The following is a 26,118-nucleotide window of genomic DNA, read 5'->3' on the forward strand; positions in this document are numbered from 1 at the left end:
ATTAAAGTGTGTAGCAATATGTTACTTTATTATACGAGCCTTTTAATACTTTAAGGTTATTACATTTTTTAAGTTGTTCTGCGGTACGTTCTTGAAAAATAATATTTTCATCTTGAAGTCTTGCTCGAATAGAATAAAAAGGAGAGAAATTTATATAGAGTAAAGAATCATTAGTTTTCAATTCTCTGAGTTCTTTATTGATGTCGATAGTTGTCAAAGTTGTTTTTAGTGCCATTCCCGAAAAAATCACTAGCGAGTTGAGTAGCATTGTCATAATCAGCGAAAAGTAGATACCTTGACTAAACTTATTATTTAATTTACTTAATATAAATATCATAATTATTGGGAAAAGCCACATTTGTGGGGTGTATCGCGCCCACCATGATTCTGGATGAATAAAAACGGAAAACATTAAAAAGAAAATTATTAATGTAAATATGAATTTTGAATAAACAAGTTTCTTTTGCATCGCTATATAGATTAATGAAATAACTGAAATAATAAATATTCCACTAAATAGCACCCCAAATCCAGATAACCTAGCATCATGTTTTATAGAGTTTGATACTTCGTCAAGACTATCAATTATAAACGGGAATTTTAAATTCATGCCCCCATTTAACGAGTTTGAAACTGAATGAAATAACGAGATAAAGTAACGCTCAAAAGAATTGAAGGAGGCCAAAATACTAGGTGTGTTGTGGGTCATTATATCTACTGGTTGGGCACCGTACAAAGGGTAAAATGGATGGCCAAAATCTAATAAGTTTTTTATATAAGTGTCGTATCCAAACAAACATATAGCTAAAACCAAGACTATAAATGAACGAATGCCGAAAATGAAAGACTGCTTAATCCCTTTTCTAGCTAGAATGTACGTAAGCCATCCTAAAATTATAACGCAATAATATGGGATACCTGTAAATTTAGTGTTGATTAACAGTACCGTAGAAAAGAATAAAACAGTCCACCAGTAATTGTTGTTATTTACATTTATTTGAAAACAAGAAAATACAATAATTAACATTAATACATAGATGATCCCATCAACATAATAAGTAAATATTTGATTGATAAAAATAGGGTTTAAGCAGATTAAAAGTGAAGTTATTAGTGAAATTATTAATGTAGTATTCTTGATGGATAATAAGGTACTTAGAGAAAGAAGAAATAAAGCCATACAAAGAATTAACTGGTATGACTTACCTGCCTCAACTGAATTAAATACATGATAATGGGCTGCGCTATAGATCCATGTCCATTTAGGATAATGGTTAACCCATAAAGATGTAGGAACCTCTTGTGCAACATCATTATATACCGGATTCCATCCCTCTTTTATTTGTATTATTGCTTCCCTATGATAAGTTAATCCATCATAAGCTGTGCCATACACAGACTGAGATAAAAAAACACTGAGAAATATAATGCCAAAAAATATCCCTAAAATAATTACGATATAATTTGGGGGAAAATATATTACTTTAGAAGTTTTGAATACAAAAAATGCGATTAATAGTAATGATGCAAATATTGAATATTCTATTAATGGAAGCTTAAACCAAAATCCAATTATCGAAAAAGAATAAGTAAAAAATACATAGGCTAAAAGTGAGATGCCTAAAATTTGGAGTAAATTACTTAATAAATGTTTATCAATCGTCTTATTAAACATCTTTATCCTTAAATAGTTTTTTATTCATTTATTAAAACATACTAAGGCCAATTGACCAATCGTATTAACTGACCTGAATGTCTTTGAAAATAACGGCAGAGTCAGTTTTTTTACTTTTTAATATACTTATTGGGATTGAAATAGTTGTTTTTTCTTTGTGGCTGTTAGCCTTTTCAGTATAAATTTTGTTCTAACTAAACGCTTTTTAATCGCGGCGCTGGTTTACTCCAGGCATCCTGCCTTACTACTATCAGGACAGTCATCATTGCAATTGGTTATTTAGGTGCTTTGTTTCCAAGTCTTTAACCCGTTATTACAGTATTTATCGGCGCAGTCGATGCTTTTGATTTTCTGCGACTCAAAGCTCGCTATTTTTTATAACAAACTCTAAAGGACAATTGGCATGGATAGCCAATTGAGTGGTGTTTTGTCGGGAACAAATCAGCACGGCCTTTTGAGTTTATAAAAAATAGAATAAGAGCTTTGTTGGAGACCGGCTTCTTTTGCTTACTTTTCTTAGCTGTTGACCAAATTTTTAACGGATAAAAATAGAACAGCTTTAGCTGGCCCGAAGGGTGAAATACATGGATGTATTTCATAAAAAAGTCAGTCGCCCAGCAGGGATGCTGGGTGATACCCCGCAATGGATTGCGGTGAACGTAGTGAATAATCTTAGTGTGCGAAGCACATGCCCTGTCGCGCAGCGATTACCTCACGGCGTAGCCATAAAAAAAGACGCTTTTGCGTCCTTTTTTTAAATCAAAACCCAAAAACCATTACTCCACAGTCACAGATTTGGCCAAATTCCTTGGCTGATCCACATCCGTCCCCTTAATAATTGCTACGTAATATGACAATAGCTGTAAAGGTAAAGTATAGATAATAGGGGCTATGGCCGCTTCGCAGTGGGGTACGTTGATTACGCGCATGGTGTCGTCGCTTTGGAAGTGGGCTTCTTTATCGGCAAACACATACATGATGCCGCCACGGGCACGGACTTCTTCGACGTTAGATTTTAGCTTTTCTAATAACTCATTATTAGGGGCTACCACTATCACTGGCATTTCGTCATCAATTAAGGCTAATGGGCCGTGTTTTAGTTCGCCTGATGCATAAGCTTCTGCGTGAATATACGAAATTTCTTTTAACTTTAACGCACCTTCCATGGCGATAGGGTATTGGTCGCCACGACCTAAGAATAAGCTGTGATGTTTGTCGGCAAATTCTTCGGCTAGATCTTTAATGCTTTCGGTTAACAGTAGGGTTTCTTCTAACTTGGCTGGTAATGTATGTAAGGCTTTAACTATGTCGTCATGGTCTGTTTTAGCCATATTGTTATGTTGGCCTAAGGCTAAAGTCAGCATTAAAAAGCCGGTTAACTGAGTAGTGAACGCTTTAGTCGACGCCACACCAATTTCAGCGCCAGCTAAGGTCATAAAGGCTAAGTCAGATTCACGTACTAATGACGAACCAGGTACGTTACAAATAGTTAAGCTTGCTGCATAACCTTGTTCTTTGGCCAGTCTTAGAGCAGCTAAAGTGTCGGCGGTTTCACCTGATTGTGAAATAGTCACAATTAAACTATTAGGGTGTACGAATGATTTTCTGTAACGGAATTCAGAGGCTATTTCGACGTTACACGACACATTAGCGTATTGCTCTAACCAATAACGAGCGGTCATGCCTGAGTGGTAGCTGGTGCCGCAGGCGATAATTTGTACGTGTTTGATACCGGCGAGTAGTTCGTCGGCGCCGTGGCCAAATATGTTGGCACTAATGCCCGTTTCGCTTAAACGGCCGCTTAGGGTGTTACGCACAACGGCTGGTTGTTCGTGGATTTCTTTTAACATGTAGTGGCGGTAACCACCTTTATCGCCCGCATCGTGTTCAACGTCAGTTTCGTTAACTTCACGCTCTACAGTTTGACCATTGGCATCATAAACTTTAATGCTAGTACGGGTAATCTCGGCTACGTCGCCTTCTTCTAAAAACATAAAACGGCGGGTAACTGGTAATAATGCCATTTGGTCAGAGGCGATAAAGTTTTCGCCTATGCCTAAACCAATTACTAATGGGCTACCAGAACGGGCAACGATAATGCGTTCAGGATCTTGTTTATCCATGATTACTGTGCCATATGCTCCGTGGAATTTTTTCACAGACTGTTGTACGGCTTGTAATAAATCATCACATTGATCTAATTCAAAATGCACTTGGTGAGCGATGGTTTCTGTGTCTGTGTCAGAGGTAAAGCCATAACCTTTTTCGGTTAGGTCGCTACGTAAAGCTTGATAGTTTTCGATAATACCATTGTGTACTACGGCAATACGCTCAGTAGAAAAATGTGGGTGAGCATTGGCTTCGGTTACGCCGCCATGAGTGGCCCAGCGTGTATGAGCAATACCTGTTGTACCTTTAACTGGAGATTCATGCAGAGCGTCGGCTAGTTCTTTTACTTTACCTATGCGACGTGTTCTGTTTAAGTTACCTTGGTCATCTAATAAGGCGACGCCTGCAGAATCATATCCTCGATATTCGAGTCGTCTTAATCCTTCAAGTAAAATTTCTACTACGTTTCGTTCGGCTATGGCGCCAACAATTCCGCACATATTCTGCTCCAAATTTACTGGGTTGAGGCGCATAGTACTTTTACGCCATGATTTTCGATTACTTGTTTAGAGGCTAAATCTATTTGATCATCGGTGACTAATACCGAGATAGATTGCCAAGGTAATTCCACATTGGGAATTTTTCGTTGTAATTTTTCTGATTCGGCCATCACTATAACTTGATTTGATACTTCTGCCATTACTCGGCTTAAATGTGTTAGCTCGTTAAAAGTGGTTGAGCCTTTTTCAATGTCTAAACCCGCTGCACCTAAAAAGGCTTGGTCAAAATTGTAAGCCCGTAACATTTGCTCGGCCATTTGACCTTGGAATGAATGAGATTGAGCATCCCACGAGCCGCCAGTCATTAATACCTTGGGCTCGTTTTCTTGTTCTAATAAGGTATTGGCAACATGCAGTGAATTAGTCATCACGACTAAGCCAATTTTACTTTTTACCTGAGGTATTAATGCTGATGTAGTACTGCCGCTGTCTATGATAATTCGGTTGTGGTCTTTTATTAGGGTGGCAGCTAAAGTCGCAATCGCTATCTTTCGAACCGAAACTTTCTCACAAGAAAGTTCTGATGATTCAGTGGTTAATAACACTGCGCCTCCATATTTTCTCAGCAATAAACCATTATTTTCAAGTTCGGACAGATCTTTACGAATAGTCACTTCAGAGGTAGACAGTTCTTTAGATAAGGCGTCAACAGACACTTCGCCTACTTGGTTAAGGCGGTCAATAATGGCTCTTCTACGCTGCTGAGTGTTACGTTTTTGCACCAAAAGCTCTCTTAGCTTACGAATCGAAATGTATTTTACGTATTAACTTACGAACTTCAAGTATAAGTTACGATTTGTAAGTATGAGAATGAGTACTTAAAGGTAGAATCAGTAGGTAGGAGTTAGGAAATAGGAAGTAAAAAATCAAAAGCAAAAGCGTTTTACCACAGGGCGCAGAAGTAAAGAGTAGTAAGTTCTCAAAGTTAAATAATCGCTGGTGTTTCGCTGTGACAGTTATTTTTGGCTTATTAGGTAATAAAAGGCTGGATCCCTGCTAACTAAATGCAGGAATGACAAATTTTAAAACATGCCGGAATGGCAATTTCAATGCCAGTCCAACTACCTCCTATTCCCTAGCGACTGCTTTTATTATTAGTGCTCATAACCTTTATGACTGTTTTTTAGACGATAAAAGGTTGCTTGAACATAGTCTTTGGGATCGCCAGAGTTATTTTGATTGTACACACCTGCTTTAAAGTACATGTACTGATCACGTTTGTGGTAACCGCTGTCTTTCATATCGACTACGTGAGTAATATCTGCTTTACCTTCGCGGCTAAGAGTGACGGTTAATGTGTTGTCTAGCACATCAATTATGTAGCTAAATTTTTCACCTAGCGCTATGCCGTCTACTGGATCTTTAGCATTACTCGATCGTGAACCGTTAAACTCATAATATTGCTCATCGCCTTTTCTTGGTTCGTGAGCCAGATAAACGACACCTTTAGTGTTGTTGGGTAATTTTCGATAATACAATCTTGCTGGTTCATCGTCTTTTGCATGAATCTGACCAATAATCACCCGACCTACTTGCGAAGGTTTACCGGTAATAGTGACATTATTTACTGCGACTGTGGCTTCTAATCTGCCGTCAATACCACCCGCTTTACGATGTTCTTGACCTCGTACTGAGCTAAATATCCAATTGTTTTTAGTCACTCCTTGTACTTTTACGCGATTATCTCCCCGTCTTAACATCTCACGGAGTTCTGTACGGGTGTATTTAGTGTTCTTTGAGGTTTTCACCCCATCAACAAAAGCGGTAAATACCATGCCGCCATCTTCTCTGGTGTAAAAGTAGGGGGCAATTTGAAAACCTTTCTCTAAATATGCTTCAGGGATGGTATCTACCTTTCCATCTTTATTGGTGTCTATTGGTAAACTGATATTCCAATCTAACAGATCAAAGTTATGTCCTGGTGGAGCTTTGGGATCAAGTGCTCTTGTTTCGTTTGCACTGATAACACCGCTTACCATGAAATAAAGAAGTGTCGTGCAGATAGCCTGCTTTGAATAAGACATATTTAAACCTTTTAAAAAATTGTTACTGAATAGTTAATTTTATCTTATCAGTATTGCATAAAAACCAACTGGTAAGCTCGAGTTGATAATGGGTGTTTTTAATTGGTTATGTTTATTTTGATTAATTGGTAAAGTAAATGGTTTGGTGGTAACCATATAAGGTAGATGAAGTCTTTTCTATAATAAGTAATTAAAACTAGTTAAATTATTAAATTGATTTTGTCTTAATGAGTACGTTTAGGTGTAGTGGACGTTGTTAATATTTAGTCTTTTCTGCCAATGAAAGGTAAGGCTTAAAGTACCTCTATCCCACTGATTACGAGGTTTTAATTTTATTTTAGACCTTGTTTGGGTTCCTTTTGATATTCGTAATCAGCTTATTTAAACGTTTAATTCGCTTTTAAATTACATATTGGTATTACCAAAAAGCTTAACAAACTGCTTTCATGACATACCAATTTGGTTTACATTATAAATACATTTACCGTTGGCTTCCTATATCGGCGCCATTTTATAAGTAAAAGTTTTCAGGAGTAGAATGCATGTTTAAGAACTCATTAATACCCATAGCCGTTGTGGCAGCCTTAACCGGGTGTGGATCCGACGACACTTCTAAGTTGGAAGGTAATAGTAACGGTGCCATCGAAATTGTGGGTAACGATTTTATAGCTGGGGCCACACTAACTACAAAATTAAGTGATCCAGACGGTATTGTAGATGAAACGGTTAGTTATTTATGGTCAACAGGTGCAACCGGCAATTCTTACACTATTACCGAAGCTGACGAAGATTCAGTCATAACGGCTTCTGCTTTATATACTGACCAAGCTGGTTTCATGCAAGGGGTTAATGCCTCTACAACGGTTATACTCCCCACACTAAACGTAACTGCCAATATAATGAAAGGGCCAGTTAGCGGAGCAAATTGTGAACTTTTTGCGGTGGATGATAACGGGGCTGCAGTTACTCCTGCTCATGCTAGTGCAACGTCAGGCGCAGCAGGCGCAGTGGTATTTAGTGATGTGCATTTTAAGGGCACGGGTTTAGTGGCTTGTAACGGCGGAACCTATAGCGATGAGTCAACTGGTGAAACATTAGATGCTCCTGAATTACGAGCTGTTTTGAATTTAGTAAAAGGTGATTCTGAAACACCCGCTCCATCTTATGTAGTCTCGCCATTAACTGAAATGGCTGTGCAAGCCGCTGGTACAAATTTAAATAATTTTGCAACCGAAGCAGCAGCAATCAACCTAAGATTTGGTATACGCTTTGATATAACCGAAGTGGCGCCTACTGTAGTAGGTGTTGATGCGCTTGGGGCGGATGGTGCTGAAAATGCAGATCGATATGGTTCTGTGCTTGCTCTTATTTCGCAGCTAGATAATGACGATACCACTAAAGATATAGCGACAGTTATCGCGGGTATCCGCGAAGACTTGGCGGATGGTACATTTTCAGATATTACATTAGATGCTTTGGAGTTGGCGCAAACGAACCTGCAAACAACTTCTAATGTAGCTAATGATGTTAAAGAGTCTTTACTTGACACAATTGGTGCGGCCGCTGGCTATAACAATGAGCCAGTCACTGCCATTATAGAAGGCATGTTGACCGGTACAGTGAACAATACCGCCACCGATCCATTAACAGGTATGGTGACGGTTACCGATCCAAACTTTGAAGAAGACGCGATCATTATTCAAACTGATGTGGCCCTTGATTATGGTTCTTTCAGCATTACAGCTGACGGTAGTTGGTCATATACGGTAGACGTAACAAACGATACTGTAGCTAACCTTGAGTTAGGTAATTCGGTCAACGATTTAGTCACTATTACATCGATCGACGGCACTATAGCTGAAATTGCAATTCGTGTTGCAGCGCTTACCCAAGTGGTTAAAATTTCTGATTTAGGTGGCGATACTGGTGAAATTAAATTTGACGTAGCAGACTTACGTCAAGGTAAGTTAACTGCATCTTTCTCGAAAGAAGTTGCACTTGGTAGTGATGGCAACATCAAAGATGCTTATATTACCCTTTACGGTTCATCAGGTAGCTCATCTGAGTCATTGATTGATTTACGTATTCAAGGAAATCAAACTGATGGTAATGACAATCCCATTGCGCCAAGATTCTTTGTTCGAAATACTGATAGTAGCACTTACTCAGGTGACATGATCACTGCACCTTTCGTCGAAGGGCAATTCTATGATGTTGAAATTACTTGGGACTTAGATGCTACTGAACAAATAACCGTTAGTATTGATGGTGAAGTGATTGGTGGTGGAGCTTTCTCTACTGCTGCAGTAGTTGATTCTGATTTCGTAAACTTAGACCAGTGGTTTGTTGACGGTATTCAATCGATTCAATTCAGATTTGGTGATAACGATAGAACGATTCCTTTTGGTTCTTTCTTTGTAGATAACATTGCAGTGTATTCAGATACTGCTGGCACGGTAATGGTATTTGAAGATGATTTTGAAAGTTATACTGAAGGTGAAACCTTGGACGGAAGTACCAGCCTTTACAAAGAATCCGTGTATTCTGAGGTAGTTGTGTATGATGTGGGGGATGGCACGGAGCCGACTCCAGCTTCTATCCTTGATCTAACCGGAAGAATTAGCGGTGATGAAGCTACGTCAACTGGTGCCGTAAGTGTATTTGATCCTGATGATGGTGAAGCCTTTATTGTTGAGTCAGCTCTAATGGGTATGTACGGTGCTTTAGATATTTTTGAAGATGGGTCTTGGACATACACGTTAGATGCTAACAACCAAACTATTGCGGCATTAGTCGTGGGTGAGAGTGAAATTGATACATTTACCATAGAGTCCTTTGATGGCACGACTGCAGAATTGGTGATTACAATTTCAGGTACTGTCGTTGTAAATACAGGTGCAAATAATGTTGCCGTTATTCGAGATACTTTAGGAGAAACAGTTCAAGGCGAGTCAAATGATGGTGATACCGGTGAACTTAGATATACCTTACCTGAAGCTCAACTAACCGGTAAGCTTACTGCATCTTTTAATAAAGCAGCAAATACTACTAATATTAACCCGCAAGATACCGACACTGATAACAAAGATGCCTACATTACTTTGTTCAACAGCCAGAATAGTACATCCAGTGGCCGTGCTATTGCTGACTTACGTATTAGAACAAGTAATTTTCAGTTACGTGATCAAGATGACCTTGTAATTTCTAACGCATTTACTCCTGACACATGGCAAGATGTTGAAATAACGTGGGAAGCTGTCGATGCTGATACGCCGCCAACAATAACGGTTAGTATTGACGGTGTAGCAGTTACAACTGAAACGATTACATCTGGAGACGCGGCAATTGGTGGTGTTACTGCAATAGCATTTAGACTGTCTGATAATGATGCCGCTTTAGCTCCAGAGAGCACATTTAAAGTAGATGATATAGCTATCTATTCAGACACTGCAGGTACTGCTTTAGTGTTTGAAGATGATTTTGAAAGCTACGCAGATGGTCACGATTTGGATCAAGACCCTTATGCTTCAGCTACTTCTGAAGCGGTAGTTGAAACCATTGCAGGTAATCAAGCGTCAGGACCTGGTGTGAGTGGTAATAAAATGGCAAAAATAACTGATACTTTAGGAGAAACAGTTCAAGGCGAATCAAATGATGGTGATACCGGTGAACTTAGATATACCTTACCTGAAGCTCAACTAACCGGTAAGCTTACAGCAGCTTTTAACAAAGCAGCAAATACTACTAACATTAACCCGCAAGATACCGACACTGATAACAAAGATGCCTACATTACTTTGTTCAACAGTCAGAATAGTACATCCAGTGGTCGTGCTATTGCTGACTTACGTATTAGAACAAGTAATTTTCAGTTACGTGATCAAGATGACCTTGTAATTTCTAACGCATTTACTCCTGACACATGGCAAGATGTTGAAATAACGTGGGAAGCTGTCGATGCTGATACGCCGCCAAAAATAACGGTTAGTATTGACGGTGTAGCAGTTACAACTGAAACGATTACATCTGGAGACGCGGCAATTGGTGGTGTTACTGCAATAGCATTTAGACTGTCTGATAATGATGCCGCTTTAGCTCCAGAGAGCACATTTAAAGTAGATGATATAGCTATCTATTCAGACACTGCAGGTACTACTTTAGTGTTTGAAGATGATTTTGAAAGCTACGCAGATGGTCACGATTTGGATCAAGACCCTTATGCTTCAGCTACTTCTGAAGCAGTTGTGGCAGTTGAAGACTAGTATTGACAGATAGATAGGTCACGCATTAGTTGAGTGACACATTAGTGAAAATGTGTGCGAAAGCCCTTAAGGTGTAATGTTTTAAGGGCTTTTTTTATTCCTTTAAAAAATAAATTAAATTTATTTTGTGTCATTGAAGTCGATCTGCACACTTACTCTTATACAGTCAAAAAGACCAATAAGAGTTCAACAATGAAAAGACGCCAATTCTTTAAGTTAGGTACCGCAGGTTTAGTTACAGCAGGCTTTTCTCCAACGGCTTTGTCTGCGAATAATTGCCAGTCAACAACTGGCTTAGGCGAGCGAGAGTTAGATGATTGGTATCATTTAGGTACAGGCAAAAAAGGCGTACCTAAGCGTTACGAAGAACATGAATATGACTTAGTAGTATTAGGTGGTGGAGCGGCAGGCATCTGTGCTGCTGTTTCGGCTGCTAGACTCGGTTCGAAAGTGGCACTTGTGCAAGACAGACCTGTATTAGGAGGGAATGCCTCAAGTGAAATGCGCGTACATTTGAATGGGGTAAATCGTTTAAAAACCGGCTTAGCAGAACGTGAAACTGGCATTATTGAAGAAATGTTATTACACAATCGATTTGAAAACCCTCAAGAGTCTTTTCCTGTTTGGGATCATGTGTTGTATGACTTTGTGATGCGTGAACCTAATATAGAATTAATGCTGAATACCCAAGGCATAGATGTCCAAATGCGGGGAGATCAAATTGCATCGGTAAAGTGTTGGCAATTAACCACAGAAAAAGAGCTAGTTTTAAAAGCTAAGTTATTTATTGATTGCTCGGGTGATGGATTAGTTGCCGCTAAAGCAGGAGCTGAGTATCGCACAGGGCGAGAAGGTAAAAGTGAGTTTAATGAAACCTTTGCACCAGATCAGCCTGACGGCTGGCAAATGGGGGCATCTTTACTTATGTCGGCTAAAGATATGGGTAAACCTATTCCTTATACTGCGCCATCATGGGCGATTAAATTTGATGCTGAAAATGCCCATAAAAGACGTAAGTTCAATGCTTACCATGAAGGTATATGGTGGATTGAAGTAGGCAGTGATGATGACATTATTGCCGACCAAGAAATAAATCGGCATAAATTAATGGGCTATTTACATGGTGTTTGGGATTACATTAAAAACTCCGGTAAATTTCCAGAATCAGCAAACTTAGCTTTAGATTGGGTTGGTTCGTTACCATCTAGGCGCGAGTCACGAAGATTTATTGGTGACTACATTCACTCAGAAAAAGATTTAACAGGGCTAAAACATTTTGCAGACGCAGTAGCATTTGGTGGTTGGGGCATTGATGAACATAACCCGGGTGGTATGGAAAACATTCATTTGGCGCCGACTATATTTCATGCTCATTTTGATGAAGTGTATCAAGTGCCTTTTCGCTCTTTATATTCTAAGAATATCCCTAATCTATTATTTGCTGGGCGAAATGTCAGTCAAACCCATATTGCTTTAGCGTCTTCAAGGATCATGGCGACATGTGCCTTAATGGGACAAGCAGTGGGGACTGCCGGGCATTTATGTGTGCAAAAAAATGTTCTGCCAAGAAAAATATATCAGTCTCATATTAATGAGTTGCAAGAACAGCTAATGCGAGACGATGTATTTATTCCTAAGCGTGCTGCAAAAGATCCCGCTGATTTAGCCAAAAAAGCAGCCGCTTTAGTGGCTTCATCGACTCAGTCAGGAGATGTGAATTTACTGACTAATGGTTGGTCAAGAGATATAGACGGAAAAGTCCACCATTGGCAATCCAAAGGGTTACCTGCTGATGTGCAACTTGAATGGTTAGAGCCAGTGAGTCTTTCACAATTAGAAATTAAGTGCGACACCAATGTGAAGCGCAATATTATGATGAGAAAAGACTCAAAAGATGACGAGCATTACGCTAACAGCGTGCCAGCAGAAATGCTTAAATCATTAAGTTTGGAAGCGCGAATAAATGGCCGCTGGGTGAAAGTAGGGCAAATTACCGATAATCGTACTCGCTTGATCAAGTTTAAATTTGCCAGTGTCACTACCAGTGCAATTAAAATTAAGGTGGTAGAAACTTACGGCAAACCTACAGCAAAATTATTTGAAATTAGGGCTTATGCCTAATGAAGAGCTTGCTTGTTATTGTTATTGTTTGTGCCTTTATGATGAATTGCCTGCTTTTTTTAGTGGCATGCCAGAATGCAGATTCTGATACGGTAAAACATTCGGTTAGCTTTAATCACAAAGGTAATAAAAGTAAAAAACCAATACAAGCTAGTTTATATGAAGGCAAAAATAGCCAAGGAGAAACAGAATTCTATATGGATGTAAATTCTGTCTTTTGTGGTGAAAATGTCTGTAAGTTAGACAAGGTTCGCATTTTTTGGGATGAGTTGGGCGTTTATCAAAAATTTGAATTAGCAGATAATATCCGTTTAGAAAAAGGCAACGCAGAAGACTTTGAACAGCAAGATTATATAAAGCTTGATGGTATTTTACGTAATCCCTCTTCTGGATTAGCCGAACTTTATCCCGCAGAATTGGTGAATCAGAATCGAGGGGGCAATGTAGTCGATGCCTTGTCGGGCGCTACTGTGAGCATTCATAATGAGGATACAGTCAAAGGGGCTATTTGGACTTGTTACACTTTATGGCATTATGCTAATGGTGAGCTAAGCCAAGTTATCCGTGATATATCGGGCAAGCAACATTCCTTAACAGAGCTAACCGCTGCTTTGTTAACCCATACTGACTTAACTTACCAGATATTCGCTTTAGAGCAATTAACCAGAATAGGCTTTGTTGACGATCAAACCCGTGCTGTGATTACCGGTGGTGAGTTGCTGCATCAAGTGGCTTTGTATCCTAACATTATGAATTATATTGAAGCCTTACCTAAACATCAGTATCAGGAGAGTCTGTGCTTAGTTTTTTGCATCAAGAGAATACCGCATTGGCACTTGCTACCTTAGAATCAATAGACAAATCTAAACTAGAACCATCTGCTGAGTTGAGCCTAGCGTTAGCTAATTCTCTTGCTCATGCTGATGATTTTCAACTATCAAGTTCTATTTTGACCATGCTCGCCAATTATTCGCTGTTACCTGAGGAAGTCTTAATAACACTCACTTCAATTCTAAAAGACCAAAGTTTTCTCAAAGCACGAGGAGTATATTGGTTGTTAAGTGATTATCCATTACCAAACAATGAACAGGATGAACTGAAGAGATTTTATCAAACCAATTGGGAGCGACTTTAAATGTGTTCTACAAGGATTCAATGAGTGAATAGCTCACAGCTTGAATTGATATTGTTAGCCCAGCAGGGAGACAAACAGGCTTATTGTAAGTTAGTGCGTATTAATCAATCTAGGGTGCGTGCTTTTATTGCCTCTCGTAGTCGTTATCAACCAGATGTTGATGATATTGCTCAAGAGGCTTTTATCTTAGCTTTTACTAAAATAAATCAACTGCAAAACACCGATCTCTTTAATTCTTGGTTATGTGGTATTGCCCTAAATTTATTACGTAATCACGAACGAAAATTTGATCCTTGCAAGCAAGGTTGTGACAACCAGTTAGATGAATTAATCACTGCAGGTATTGAAGAACTTACTCTGTTTGATTCGTCAGTCGATTCGATTTCGGCCCTTAAAGTTTGCCAAGCAGAACTAGATAAAAAATGGCAACAAGTATTGGATTTGTATTACTTTAAAAATCAATCCATTCAACAACTAAGCAAACTGACTGGAGATAAACACTCCACTATCACTATGCGTTTATACCGTATTCGCGACGCTCTTAAAAAGTGTGTTACCCAACGGTTAGGAGCCAATAATGAATAAACAACATCAGGCTTTGATCGCAGCCTATTTGGCTGGTGAAAAGTTAGAAAATGAATTGATTGAAGCATGTAAAACTTCGCCTCAACTTAGGCAACAATTGGCTGAAGATGTCGCTTTTGAACGTATTCTAAAACATGTCTTGTTGGCTAAGTCTGATGAGCAGTTTATAGATGATTTCGAAAGCAATTTTATGACCAATAAACCCGTAACAGCTAAGGTGGTGTATTCGAGTTTCAATCGAAAATTCTTCTCATTGTGTGCGTCTTTTGCTGCAATGTGTTTGATTTTTATTTTCTATTTAAATTCCACCGAAAACCTCGGAATAATAGTTAATACCGCTGGGGCGAGTTATCAACAAAACGAACTGAACGACGGAGAGTTTATTAATAAAGGTCGCTTTAGTTTATCTAAAGGTTATGCCGAATTAGAACTAAAAAACGGGGTGATTTTAGTGTTAGAAGCACCACTAGAGCTAAATATAAACACTGTCGATCAAGTTGAATTATTGGAAGGTCGTTTAGTGGCTAAAGTGCCCCAACAAGCCATTGGTTTTGAGGTATTAACGCCTAGTTCAGAAATTGTCGATTTAGGCACTGAATTTGGCGTAGCTGTTGATAAGTCAGGTGATTCACAAGTTCATGTTTTAGAAGGTGAAATAAAAGTTCGTGCTAACAAAAGTTTGTCTTATGAGCATCTGATTGAAAATCAGGGGCGAATATTTAGTGGTGATCAACAAGTGCGTATCATAAAAAGCCAGCCACATCTTTTTATGCGGGTATTACCTGGACATTCGATTGACAATCCCGCCTATTTACATTGGTCGTTTGATAATAAACAAGGCAACAAATTTGTTTGCCAAGGCCCAGGTATTCAAGGGCGTTGTTATTATGCTGAATATAAAACCTTAGATAAACGGGATATAAATCAACGTTTGATTGAAGGTAAATATGGTCAAGGTATGTCTTTTGACGGTATCAATAATTGGTTAGAAACTGAGTTTAAGGGTATTGAAGGCAATAAACCAAGAACGGTTGCTATGTGGGTGAAAGTACCGAAAACCTTTTCGGTAAATAATGGCTATGGCATCGTAAGTTGGGGTTTACCAGAAGTGTTGTCTGCGTGGCAAATTTCACCTAATCCATCAGAAGAATTAGGCCCGTTGGGGCGGATTAGGATTGGTACCAACCATGGTGAAATTATTGGTACTACAGATTTACGAGATGATGAGTGGCACCACATAGCTGTGGTTTTGTTTGGTGGAGAACATGCCAACCTCGCTACTCATGTACTGATTTACGTGGATGGTGTATTAGAAAAAACCTCAAGAAAATCTATTGCTAAAGTGTTTACTGAATTAAAGCATCAAGAATCACAACCCCTGAGAATGGGTCGTAACATCGCTTATAAAAACTTAAATAATTCTGAGCAAAAACACCGATTTTTTAAAGGAGCTGTTGACGAAGTGTATATTTTTGACTCGGCCTTACAGCGTCAACAAGTTTTGAAGCTGATGACTAGCAATAAATTTAATTAAATAATAAAAATAGTGAGAAATAGTATGTTAAGAATCTGTATTCACACCTTGGTGATAGGTTGGATAGCGTGTTTGTTTAGCCTTGTTTCAGCACAAGAATTATCCACCAAAAATCAGCCACCTAATGTGATTTTTATTGCCATTGATGACTTACGACCTATGTTAGGCGTTTACGGCGTTTACGGCGTTTACGGCGATAACTTAGCGAAAACCCCCAATATCGATAAGTTGGCAGCACAAGGCGTAACCTTCAATAGAGCCTATGCCCAATTTCCAATTTGTGGGCCATCTAGAGCTAGTGTCATGACAGGATTACGGCCTAATACTGTTGGCGTGACTCATAATTATATTAAGTTTAGAGACAAGTTTAGTAACTTAGTTACATTGCCACAATATTTTGCCCAACAAGGTTACAACGCCGCTTATGTAGGAAAAATATTTCATCACGGTGATAAAGACGATGATAAGTCATGGAATTGGCAGGTGAATAATAAACAGTTAGCTGATGGCACTCAACGTCCAGACACATATGCGATAGCAAAAAACAGACAGCTACAACTAAGTAACCGTAAAAAAATGGTCGCCAAGTATGGAGAGCAAGCTAAATACGGTTTAGGTCGAGGGCCTGCCTCTGAAGGAGCAAATGTGGCAGATAATCAATATATCGATGGGTTCAATGCTGAATTAGCTATTGAAACCATCACCAATATGCGTACCAGCTCGGATAAGCCGATCTTTTTTGGTTTTGGTTTGAATAAACCCCATTTGCCTTGGATTGCCCCTAAAAAATATTGGGATATGTACCAGTCAAGTGACATTCAACAAGCACAAAATAAAATACCGCCAGTGGCAGGTGCCAGCATGGGCATTCACGCATCTTTCGAATTGCGGACTTTTTCTGATGTACCAAATACAGGACCTATTTCTGCTGATTTAGCCGATAACCTTAAGCATGCTTATTTGGCTTGCATTAGCTATGTGGATGCACAGATAGGTAAGTTAATTGAGTCACTAGAGAAACAACAAATGTTAGACAACACCATTTTTGTTTTGTGGAGTGATCACGGTTACCACCTAGGGGAAATGGGTATTTGGGGGAAAGCTAGCAATTATGAAATAGCCACCCGTGTCCCGCTAATTTTTTCAACCCCAGACACGCGTAAAAAAGCTCAAGAAGGTCAGTCAAATGCCTTAGTGGAATTGGTGGATATATATCCCACTTTAGTTGAGCTGGCTGGGTTACCCACCCCTCAAACATTAGAAGGTAAAAGTATGGTTAAATTGCTTTCGCAGCCTAATTTTCCTTGGAAAACTGCGGCCTTTAGCCAATTTCCTTCACCAGCCTTAAGAGAGTGGGGGGCTTATCCACTAAGATCTGGGATGCGTGAAACATATTTTGGTGAACTGATTGTGCAAGTTGAAGATAAAATTAAAACTCAATTTTCAGAGCTATGGGATCGAGAGTTATTTGAGCACCACTTAATGGGTTACTCGATGCGCACTGACCAGTATCGATTTATTGCTTGGTTGGATTCTCGAGATATCGCTAAGAAGCCCCTATATATGGAATTATATGATCATCAAAACGATTCGCTAGAAACTAACAATATTGCAGATCACAAACCTGAATTAATTGAAAAATTGTTAGCTGAACTTAAGGTGAGTTTAAAGTTACAAAATAATGCCGCAGCTATTTAGTTGCGACATTGTTTTTGACAATTATTTTTTCGTGGGACGTTCCCAACCACCAATATTACGTTGTTTGGCCCGTGCTATGGCTAATTCACCGTCTTCAATGGATTTTGTGATGATTGAGCCTGCTCCCACAGTGGCATTTTTACCTATTGTGGTCGGTGCAACTAATGAGCTATTTGAGCCAATAAATGCGCCGTCACCTATAGTGGTTTTGAATTTATTCACACCATCATAGTTACAGGTGATAGTTCCCGCACCTATGTTGACTCCTTCGCCCACAGTTGTATCGCCTAGGTAAGTAAAATGGTTGGCTTTAGAGCCTTTGCCTAAAATGGTTTTTTTCATTTCTACAAAGTTACCCACTTTCGCATTTTGATGCATCACCGCCCCTGGACGTAAACGAGCAAATGGGCCTACATTACAATTTTCACCTACTTGTGCTTGTTCTATAATTGAGTTCGCTTCTATATTGGCTCCTTGGGCAATATCACAATCAATCAATATACAATTCGGGCCAATATTCACGTTTGAGCCTATGTTGACTTTACCTTTGATCACTACATTGATATCAATATTGATATCTTGGCCAACAGTTAATTCACCGCGTAAGTCAAATCTGTGGGGATCACTAAAACTCACACCTTGAGCCATAATGGCCTGAGCTTGTTCGAATTGAAATGCACGCTCAATATTGGCCAGTTGCATACGATTATTGATACCTTCAACTTCGATAGCTGAACTAGGATGTGAAGCTTTAATCACTTTACCTTCGGCAGCAGCCATTGCGATAACATCGGTTAAATAAAACTCCCCTTGAGCATTATTGCTGTTTAAATTAGCCAACCAACGTTTTAGATCAGAACCGGCCATGATCATCATGCCAGTATTGATTTCAGTGATTTGTCTTTGCTCAGCTGTGGCGTCTTTGTGTTCTATTATAGCTGTGACTTGATCGCCTTCACGGATAATTCGACCCATGCCTGTGGGATCATCTAGATGTACCGTTAATAATGCTAAATCTGCATTTTGTTTAATAGCAATCAATTGCTCTAGCGTAGTGGGTTTAATCAGTGGTGCATCACCTACCAAAATAAGCACATCTTCGTCATCAGAGATATGTGGTACGGCTTGTTGTACCGCGTGGCCTGTGCCGAGTTGTTCAGCCTGTAAACACCAATTTAATGTATTGTGTTGCAGGGCACTTTGTAATTGCTCTGCGCCATGGCCATAAATAAGGTTTATCGAGCGTGCGCCTATTGTATTTACTGTGTCTATGATGCGTTGCACCATAGGTTTGCCACCAATTGGATGTAATACCTTAGGAAGAGATGATTTCATTCTCGTTCCTTTTCCTGCCGCTAAAACCACTACTGAAAATGCCATAAATATCCTTGAGAAAAATGCTGGCGGTATTTTATACCAATCTCAATAGATAAGTCATGGTTGAATAATAATAGAGGGGAATTAAATTATGATTATCAGTTATTTATTCAGATGAAAAGAAACCCAGCGTCATACACTTGCATAATGTATAACTCTGGGTTGGGAGAGCTTTTATTTACCGTAGCGTTTTTGGTACATAGTTGAAGTGACGTCTTTTACTGCCTGAGTAAGTTCAGGATAGGGGATGTCAGCTACCGTAACAAAACCTATGTTGGCATTTTCACCATCGAAAGAGCGACCACTAATAGGTTCATCTACGTATTGAAACCAATGAGCACCCACCATATAAGATTTGTTTAAAACACTTTCCATGTATTTTTTATACATAGTGGCTCGCTCAGTTTGATTGGCAGCGTGCACGATCCCCGGATTAAACATGCCAGAGTCGGTGGCTGTGCCTATATGGAATTCGCCAATAGCGACAGGCAAGTCTACTTTTTCTAAGAACTTCCAGAAATCCTCTTGTACGCCTTCTTCATAAATATTAAAACTTAGTACGTCTGAATATTTTAGCGAAGCTTTAATAATTTCGTCAGGCATGCCCCAGTTAGCCATACGAGCCCCCATATATAAATGATGAGGTAAAACTTGTTCTAAGGTGTTGTGCACAACTGTGAAATATTGTTCACCTAACATTTCTAACATTTTTGATAAGTCTTGGACTAGAACATCCGAGTGTTGAGTAAAAGTGATGCCATCTTCTAATTCTGACCAATTTGTAAGGTCTAATTGCCAGCTTTGATTAATCTGTTCTATAGAAGAATACTTGTTTCTTAAATGTTTGGTGAAGGCCGCTTTGGCTGGGCTGTCAGTAATAGACTGAGATAAAGCGTCAAGAATAACGCCATATCGTGCTTCTACTGAGCCTTCTCGTTCACCCCAACTTTTTTCATTATCAATAAATATGCCTACGCACCAAGGTGAACTTTTTACATTTTCGGCTATTTCGCTAATAGTCGCTTGGGCTCGTTCACTGAATACAGGGTCGTAGGGATCAGGCATTAATCCCCAGTGGTTAGTTTTACCAGATAAGGTTTTGAAATTACCTATGATCCAACCATTGGCAAAATAAGGGATTTTATCTTCATGTTCATAAAAAGCAGGATCAACCCAGTTACCAAAAGAGGTGAAGCCCCAGTCTCGCATACGGTCTAAAGTGACTTGATGCCATTGTTTTACATAAGACTCAGGCTCTGTTTCACCATATCGACGCTCTAGGTTAGCGCGGTAAAAACTATAAGTTTCACCATGGGCAACAGGTCCTTTATGTGTTGAACGTCTGTAACTATAGTGATCGGCTAAAGGATCATCGTAGCTAGGCAACCATTCAAACATATTATTACGAACGCTAGAGGTGACAAAAGCTGTTTGTTTGATGCTATCGGCAATTTTGATGATACCCATAGAATCTTCAGGGGTAGTTTCATCATCTCTGAACACTCGAATCGCAGGATCTTTATAATCGATACCAGTAATAGTTGTTAAATTAGCCATACGCACGTTAGCAGGGCCATGAGAAAAGTATAGGTAGCCATCAGGATCAACCATCCACCATTTGCCATCTACTTTTTCGGTGCGAAAATATCCAGTGGCCTCTAGTTTAGGACCTGCAGTATAGCCACCAAACTTAGAGCGATTAGGCATACCAGTTGATTTGGCCAGCTCGGCTAATTCTTTTGTTGCTGCTTCTTTGAGCTGTTGTTCTGTTTTAATTTTTAGATCTGTATCGAGTTTGGCATTTTGACCAAATTTATCAATTAACCCTACTGACCAGTCGTTTTCAGTTGCTGGATTTTGGCGAAGTCGAATATTGTCGATATCTACTTTTTTATTTTCTAACACACCTATAACTGAAAACGTTAAAGACTGTATAGTCTCTAAATTAACTTGTGCTGCTCGCCAAGAGCGCCATACCATCAAATCATCTTTGGTTTTCCAAGGTGGCGCGTCACCCCATAAACCAGTTTCAGTTTCTGCTTCAACACCTTTTAATGGAAAATAAACAGTACCTGAATAATGGGTTGGTAAACTAATAGAGCGTTTTTGTAGTTCGCCTTCAGGGTTTACTAAAGATAAATATAAATGTACTGCGACATCGCCAGTGTTGTTGACGTCGAAAGCTAGGTTGTAATCTTGGTAGCTTTTTAAATCCCAAGGGGTTTCGGGTTGAATAGTTAATGAAGAAATATTTTCATTTGAGGAAAATTCGACAGCTAGGCTTTTGCCATTTTTGTTATTTGCTAACGAAAAATTTGCAGTATTTGATTGCAGCCAATCTTGCTGGTGTTTGCTATCAAAATCGACTAATGAATAAATGACCTTTTCGTTGCTAAATGGATCAACATTTTGTGCCGTGACTGGGTGCGTATTGTCTGTTTTATTGCAACTCATTAATACAGAAATGGCACATAAAGTTAGGCACTTCACGCTTGATAAATTTCCAAAAGAGATCTTCATATGAAGTAATTCCTTGGTTAATTATAGATGATATGGTGCATGTTAAACTTGTTGTAAATATTTGTAAACTGTTAACAATGTTCTTTTTTACACCAGTTTTATTGTTTATAGTCATTAAAATTCAACTAAAGTTGAATTGCTAAAATAACGAAATATGTTCACAGTGATTACCCTAAAAATGATTTCTCAGTTAGTATATGGGATATTGGTCTGGATTTTCTTTAGACCAGTTGTCAAATTGATTGTGGACAAGTAAAAAGCAAGGCTGCCTGTGAATATATTCCGTACATTACATCGAAGCATATTGATGCTGTTTGCCGTAGTAGTTGTATCTATCGTTACTCTGGTGCATATCAGCGTATCTAATATAGTTGCCGAGCAAAGCAGAGCTCAACAACAATCTCACTCTCCAGCAGTAAAGTTGATAGTCGAACAACTAATGCAACCTTTGCATATTTCTCAAACATTGGCTAAAGCTCGTGAACTTAAAGAGTTAATGAATCATCCTCAAGGCAAAGAAGATGAAATTTTTGCTATGTTAGCTCGGTTAAATAAAGAGTTTGATTTGAACTTTTTTATTGCCAGTGAAATCAGTCGAATTCAATACAACTCAACCGGTAGAAGAATTGAATTAAACGAAGAAAAAGTAAATTGGTATTTTCGCTATAAAGAACAACCAGAAAAAGCCATGGCAGATATAGGTCAATGGCAGAATCCTCAATTTTATATCGATTTAAAAATATATAATGAAAATGATGAGTTTCTAGGCGTCTTTGGTGTGGGCAAAAGCCTGAATGGTTTCACTGAAATATTCAGCGAGTACAAAAAGGCATATGGCTATGACTTTATTTTTGTTGATCAAAATAAAGATATTACTTTAACTTCAGATCCTGAATTATTAGTACAAGGTATTACCTTTAAAAACTTGACCGATCTTCCTTGGTTTCAAGCTTTAAATGAAACTCAACAAGCGTCTTCTCTTAACAATTTGTTGTTGGATGTAGATGGTAAAGAATCTTTAATTGCCGAATTAAATATTCAACCTTTTGATTGGACGCTTTATCTTATTACGCCTTTAGAATCACGACAAACTGAAATCAGCCGTGGCTTTATTATCAGTGTAGTGACCTTATTGGCGATTATTTTTGGTTTGTTTTTGCTGATATATAATCTGCTTTATTATTTCAAAAAAGATATGCAAAAAATTAAACAGATAGATATTTTAACTGAGTTGTCGAACCGAAGTAACATGACATTGAAGTTTGAAGAACTGATGTACGAACAGCAGTCTGTTAGTTTAGTGTTGATTGATTTAGATAACTTTAAACCGATAAACGACACGCATGGCAGAAAGGCGGGAGACATAGTGTTACGTCAAATCGCTCAAATGTTGCAAAGCGAAGTAAGAGAATCTGATTTCCTTGGACGCTGGGGGGGGGAAGAGTTCATTTTATTGATGCCAAATACTGGACCTCATGAGGCAGTAGAAATATGCCAAGGCTTATGTCATAAATTGGCTGCTATGACTATTACTACCGGTTCTACTTCTATTCAAATGACAGCAAGTTTTGGTGTGTCTTTCACTGCTATTCAACGGCCTATGTCGGAAGTGATCTCTGCTGCTGATGACGCTTTATTTGTCGCTAAGCGCGAAGGACGAAACCTAGTGAAAATGCAATTAATCAAGTCTGACTAGAGCCAGTTTTATGGGTATTTCGTTTAGTAAAACGCAATACCCCAGTGGTTAAGGCTACGCCAAATAAAACCAATGAAGTCCCCACTGACATACTAAGTGTTACGGTTTCGTTGAGAAAAACCACTCCCCAAATGACCCCAAATACTGGGACTAAGTAAGCCACAGTAATAGCTCTTTCAGCCCCTACATTGGCTATTAGCCTGAAATACATTATGTATGCTAGTGCAGTGCAAAAAAGACCTAAAGCTAATACCTGTAGCCAACTCTCAGTGCTTGGATTGACTGCTGGTAAATAGAATAAACTAATAGGAAATAACACCAATAATGCGCAGTATTGACTGCCTGCAGCTATGGTAAGTGAGCTGACGCCTCTGAGGTATCGTTTTGAATAACAGGCGGCCAGGCCATAAAAAAACGTAGCGCCTAGGGCGGCAAGAGTTGGGAAAAATACATTTCCTACTTGTTCGGAGGTTTTGCTTAAACTTAATAATAATACTCCGCAAAATCCTAACACTAATCCGAATATGGCAATCTTAGCCAAGTTATCTTTAAGCCAGAAAAAACCGACTAATGCCCCAAACATTGGGGCTGTGGCATTTAAAATTGAGGCATAACCTGCGCCCAGATGATAAGTGCTGTAACTGAATAAACAAAAAGGTATGGCAGTGTTGGTTAAACCAACGAAGAAAATAGCCCGCCATTGAGATTTGAATTGAAGGTGTAATCTTTTGTATAAAAAAAACGGCAACAAAGCTAATGCTGCAATACCTGTTCTTACGGTAACTAACATCACAGGGCCGAACTCACCTGTTGTGGTGCGCATAAATAAGAAAGACAGCCCCCAAATTGCAGATAACAAAAGTAATTCTAAAAAGTATTTAAACTGCATTGTGTTGTTGCCTAAAGGATTGTTCTAGTGTTAAAAGATCTGCTTTGATCTGTGTGCCCCAGGCATAACCAGTTAGGCTGCCGTTACTGCCTATCACTCGGTGACAAGGAACTATTATGGCAATGGGATTTTTACCATTAGCTGCGCCAACTGCACGTACCGCCTTGGGATTGTTAATCTTGTTGGCTATGTCAGCATAACTGCAGGTTTCACCAATTGGAATAGTTAACAACTGCTGCCAGACTTTCTGTTGGAATAGAGTGCCATTTGTATCAAGTGATAAATCAAATTTGGCTCTTTGTCCGGCAAAATATTCTGCAAGTTGGGTTAACGCATTTTGACTATGTTGATTGCCTAATTCTGTCATTTCCTTGCTATGCCTAAAACAAATCTTAGTGATTCCTTGCAGACTGGCTTGTACTTCGACTAGACCTACCTTGGTCTCTAGGTATTCTGTAAATATCATTGTATTCATGCCATGTTCCAAAGTTGCAGAGTGAGGTAACTACGCCAAGGTTTAGCTAAGTCAGGATTGATTTTATGTTGGGCTAGTTGTTTTTTAATCACTAGGTCGCTGTCCAACCAGATATCGGGCAAAGATTCACCACGCATTTTGGCATAAGCAATGGTCCATGGGCCTATTCCTTTTATGTCTATCCAGTTATCAATAATTTGATTTGAATTTTGTGTCATATATTGAGCGAACGTAATTAATGTCTGTTTTCGACTTTGCGGAATGTTAAGGAAATCTAACGAGCTATTTGCTACTGAGTCTGCGCAAGGAAAATATAAACAAGACTGCTGTTTTGTCCCTAATTTTTCACATAAAACTGTGAGTAAATTAATGGCAGCTTTTACCGATATTTGTTGGCCTAATATTGCTCTGCACCCAGCTTCGAAGGTATCCCAAACGCCTGCTAACCGCAAACCATCTTGGATATATTCTGGTTTAATGCCGGCAGCTGATAATTGTTGTTGAATAACTTGGCTGTCAGCATGAAGATCAAAAATTCTTGTGATATTTGAAACAATCGGCTTTAACTGCGATAAGTCTTCAAGATTAATTTCTAAAGCTAAATAGTTGTCTTCGTTTTGATAAGATACAGTGAAATTTCCAGCACTTCCGTGTGAAATAAAGTTACGTGAATAACTGTTTTTGCTAACCGATTCAATATTATTGATGGCTCGAGTTAATAAGAATTCTCTAACCTGAGACCAATTATAAGGAGGGCGAAAAGCTAAGTTTAGTTTGATGGTTTTACTCATTTTAATACTTTTATTTTGACGAAGTTGGCTTGGAGTAAAACGGGTGAATTTTTTTAAATTTTGTTGTAACAGACGGGCACAAGAAAAGCCACAAGATTGGGCTATTTCTTCTATACTTAAGTCACTTTGATGTAATAGTTGTTTGGCAAATAAGATCTTATTAAATAATTGGTATTGTTTGGGGCTCATTCCAATTTTTTGTTGAAACAATTGTCTTAAATATCGAGTAGAAATGCCTAACCTTATCGCGGTCTTGTCTATATTTATATCGGACTGTTCTCGCAACAATTTGGCTGCTCTGTTGACTGTTGTATCTATGCCTTGCCAAGCATATGAATGAGGTGCGCTGTCGGGTCTGCAACGAAGACAGGGACGGTAACCGGCTAAAATGGCCTGTTCTGCCAGCTGGAAATATTCGACATTTTTTTCTAATGGAGGATTAGCTGGGCAAATTGGACGACAAAAAATATGGGTAGTTTTTACCGCAATAAAGAACTTACCATCAAACCTATGGTCTCTAGTGAGTCGAGCTTGCTGATAGTAATTACTCATTCATTTAACTTTTTTGTATTTTGAAACTTGTATATTACCTAGTTTTTAATGGTGGCATACGATAAAAGCGGTACTGTATGATGAATTTAACCTTAGTTACTATAAAGTCATTGAT

17 protein-coding genes are annotated in these 26,118 nt (G+C 38.8%); 8 read left to right on the plus strand and 9 right to left on the minus strand.

Annotated features, from left to right (window positions below; translation table 11 throughout):
- Position 1 precedes the first annotated feature (1 nt).
- The 4 genes from GQR87_RS02745 to GQR87_RS02760 all read right to left on the minus strand — a co-directional run bounded on the left by GQR87_RS02745 (position 2) and on the right by GQR87_RS02760 (position 6,368).
- Positions 2–1,675, minus strand: coding sequence for a hypothetical protein (locus tag GQR87_RS02745; RefSeq protein WP_158966322.1), 1,674 nt, complete (start codon positions 1,673–1,675; stop codon positions 2–4).
- A gap of 776 nt (positions 1,676–2,451) precedes the next feature.
- The gene (gene glmS, locus GQR87_RS02750) at positions 2,452–4,284 is read right to left on the minus strand and encodes a glutamine--fructose-6-phosphate transaminase (isomerizing) (RefSeq protein WP_158966324.1); all 1,833 of its coding nucleotides are present in this window, start codon (positions 4,282–4,284) and stop codon (positions 2,452–2,454) included.
- A 14-nt stretch (positions 4,285–4,298) separates the two neighbouring features.
- Positions 4,299–5,066 carry a DeoR/GlpR family DNA-binding transcription regulator gene (locus GQR87_RS02755; RefSeq protein ID WP_158966326.1) on the minus strand — a complete coding sequence of 256 codons (768 nt, stop codon included), beginning with the start codon at positions 5,064–5,066 and terminating at the stop codon, positions 4,299–4,301.
- Positions 5,067–5,438: 372 nt separating this feature from the next.
- The gene (locus GQR87_RS02760; RefSeq protein WP_158966328.1) at positions 5,439–6,368 is read right to left on the minus strand and encodes a polysaccharide lyase family 7 protein; all 930 of its coding nucleotides are present in this window, start codon (positions 6,366–6,368) and stop codon (positions 5,439–5,441) included.
- Between the two features lie 542 nt (positions 6,369–6,910).
- On the opposite strand from GQR87_RS02760, the gene GQR87_RS02765 reads away from it, so the two are divergent.
- The 7 genes from GQR87_RS02765 (at position 6,911) to GQR87_RS02795 (ending at position 17,703) form a co-directional block, all read left to right on the plus strand.
- The gene (locus tag GQR87_RS02765) at positions 6,911–10,630 is read left to right on the plus strand and encodes a VCBS domain-containing protein (protein ID WP_158966330.1); all 3,720 of its coding nucleotides are present in this window, start codon (positions 6,911–6,913) and stop codon (positions 10,628–10,630) included.
- A gap of 192 nt (positions 10,631–10,822) precedes the next feature.
- Positions 10,823–12,751, plus strand: a complete 1,929-nt coding sequence (locus GQR87_RS02770; RefSeq protein ID WP_158966332.1) for an FAD-dependent oxidoreductase — start codon at positions 10,823–10,825, stop codon at positions 12,749–12,751.
- Positions 12,751–13,599 carry a hypothetical protein gene (locus tag GQR87_RS02775; RefSeq protein ID WP_158966334.1) on the plus strand — a complete coding sequence of 283 codons (849 nt, stop codon included), beginning with the start codon at positions 12,751–12,753 and terminating at the stop codon, positions 13,597–13,599. The genes GQR87_RS02770 and GQR87_RS02775 overlap by 1 nt, the downstream gene beginning before the upstream one ends.
- Complete coding sequence (locus tag GQR87_RS02780) at positions 13,548–13,886, plus strand: hypothetical protein (RefSeq protein WP_158966336.1); 339 nt, start codon at positions 13,548–13,550, stop codon at positions 13,884–13,886. The genes GQR87_RS02775 and GQR87_RS02780 overlap by 52 nt, the downstream gene beginning before the upstream one ends.
- Positions 13,887–13,910: 24 nt before the next feature.
- A complete protein-coding gene (locus GQR87_RS02785) occupies positions 13,911–14,471 on the plus strand; it encodes an RNA polymerase sigma factor (RefSeq protein ID WP_158966338.1) in 561 nt (186 codons plus the stop codon).
- Positions 14,464–16,005 carry a LamG-like jellyroll fold domain-containing protein gene (locus tag GQR87_RS02790; RefSeq protein WP_158966340.1) on the plus strand — a complete coding sequence of 514 codons (1,542 nt, stop codon included), beginning with the start codon at positions 14,464–14,466 and terminating at the stop codon, positions 16,003–16,005. The genes GQR87_RS02785 and GQR87_RS02790 overlap by 8 nt, the downstream gene beginning before the upstream one ends.
- A 24-nt stretch (positions 16,006–16,029) precedes the next feature.
- On the plus strand, positions 16,030–17,703 hold the full coding sequence (locus tag GQR87_RS02795) for a sulfatase (protein ID WP_158966342.1): 1,674 nt from the start codon (positions 16,030–16,032) through the stop codon (positions 17,701–17,703).
- Between the two features lie 21 nt (positions 17,704–17,724).
- Here GQR87_RS02795 and glmU read toward each other — a convergent pair whose 3' ends face one another.
- On the minus strand, positions 17,725–19,083 hold the full coding sequence (gene glmU, locus GQR87_RS02800) for a bifunctional UDP-N-acetylglucosamine diphosphorylase/glucosamine-1-phosphate N-acetyltransferase GlmU (RefSeq protein WP_158966344.1): 1,359 nt from the start codon (positions 19,081–19,083) through the stop codon (positions 17,725–17,727).
- Between the two features lie 171 nt (positions 19,084–19,254).
- Positions 19,255–21,600 carry an agarase gene (locus GQR87_RS02805; RefSeq protein ID WP_158966346.1) on the minus strand — a complete coding sequence of 782 codons (2,346 nt, stop codon included), beginning with the start codon at positions 21,598–21,600 and terminating at the stop codon, positions 19,255–19,257.
- 271 nt (positions 21,601–21,871) lie between these two features.
- Here GQR87_RS02805 and GQR87_RS02810 point away from each other — a divergent pair, with 271 nt between their 5' ends.
- Positions 21,872–23,296: a sensor domain-containing diguanylate cyclase gene (locus GQR87_RS02810; RefSeq protein WP_158966348.1), complete on the plus strand. Its 1,425-nt coding sequence runs from the start codon at positions 21,872–21,874 to the stop codon at positions 23,294–23,296.
- On the opposite strand, the gene GQR87_RS02815 is transcribed toward GQR87_RS02810, so the two are convergent.
- From GQR87_RS02815 to GQR87_RS02825, 3 genes are read right to left on the minus strand one after another with little or no spacing between them, the layout of a single operon-like run.
- Positions 23,283–24,185 (minus strand): DMT family transporter, encoded by a 903-nt coding sequence (locus GQR87_RS02815; protein WP_158966350.1) that lies wholly within the window; start codon positions 24,183–24,185, stop codon positions 23,283–23,285. The two genes, GQR87_RS02810 and GQR87_RS02815, sit on opposite strands and share 14 nt — an antisense overlap.
- A complete protein-coding gene (locus tag GQR87_RS02820; RefSeq protein WP_233267382.1) occupies positions 24,175–24,660 on the minus strand; it encodes a methylated-DNA--[protein]-cysteine S-methyltransferase in 486 nt (161 codons plus the stop codon). Before GQR87_RS02820 ends, GQR87_RS02815 begins: the two co-directional genes overlap by 11 nt.
- Positions 24,657–26,003, minus strand: coding sequence for a DNA-3-methyladenine glycosylase 2 family protein (locus tag GQR87_RS02825; protein WP_158966352.1), 1,347 nt, complete (start codon positions 26,001–26,003; stop codon positions 24,657–24,659). Before GQR87_RS02825 ends, GQR87_RS02820 begins: the two co-directional genes overlap by 4 nt.
- Positions 26,004–26,118 lie beyond the last annotated feature (115 nt).

It is taken from the genome of Paraglaciecola sp. L3A3, from assembly GCF_009796765.1.
Taxonomy (GTDB): domain Bacteria; phylum Pseudomonadota; class Gammaproteobacteria; order Enterobacterales; family Alteromonadaceae; genus Paraglaciecola.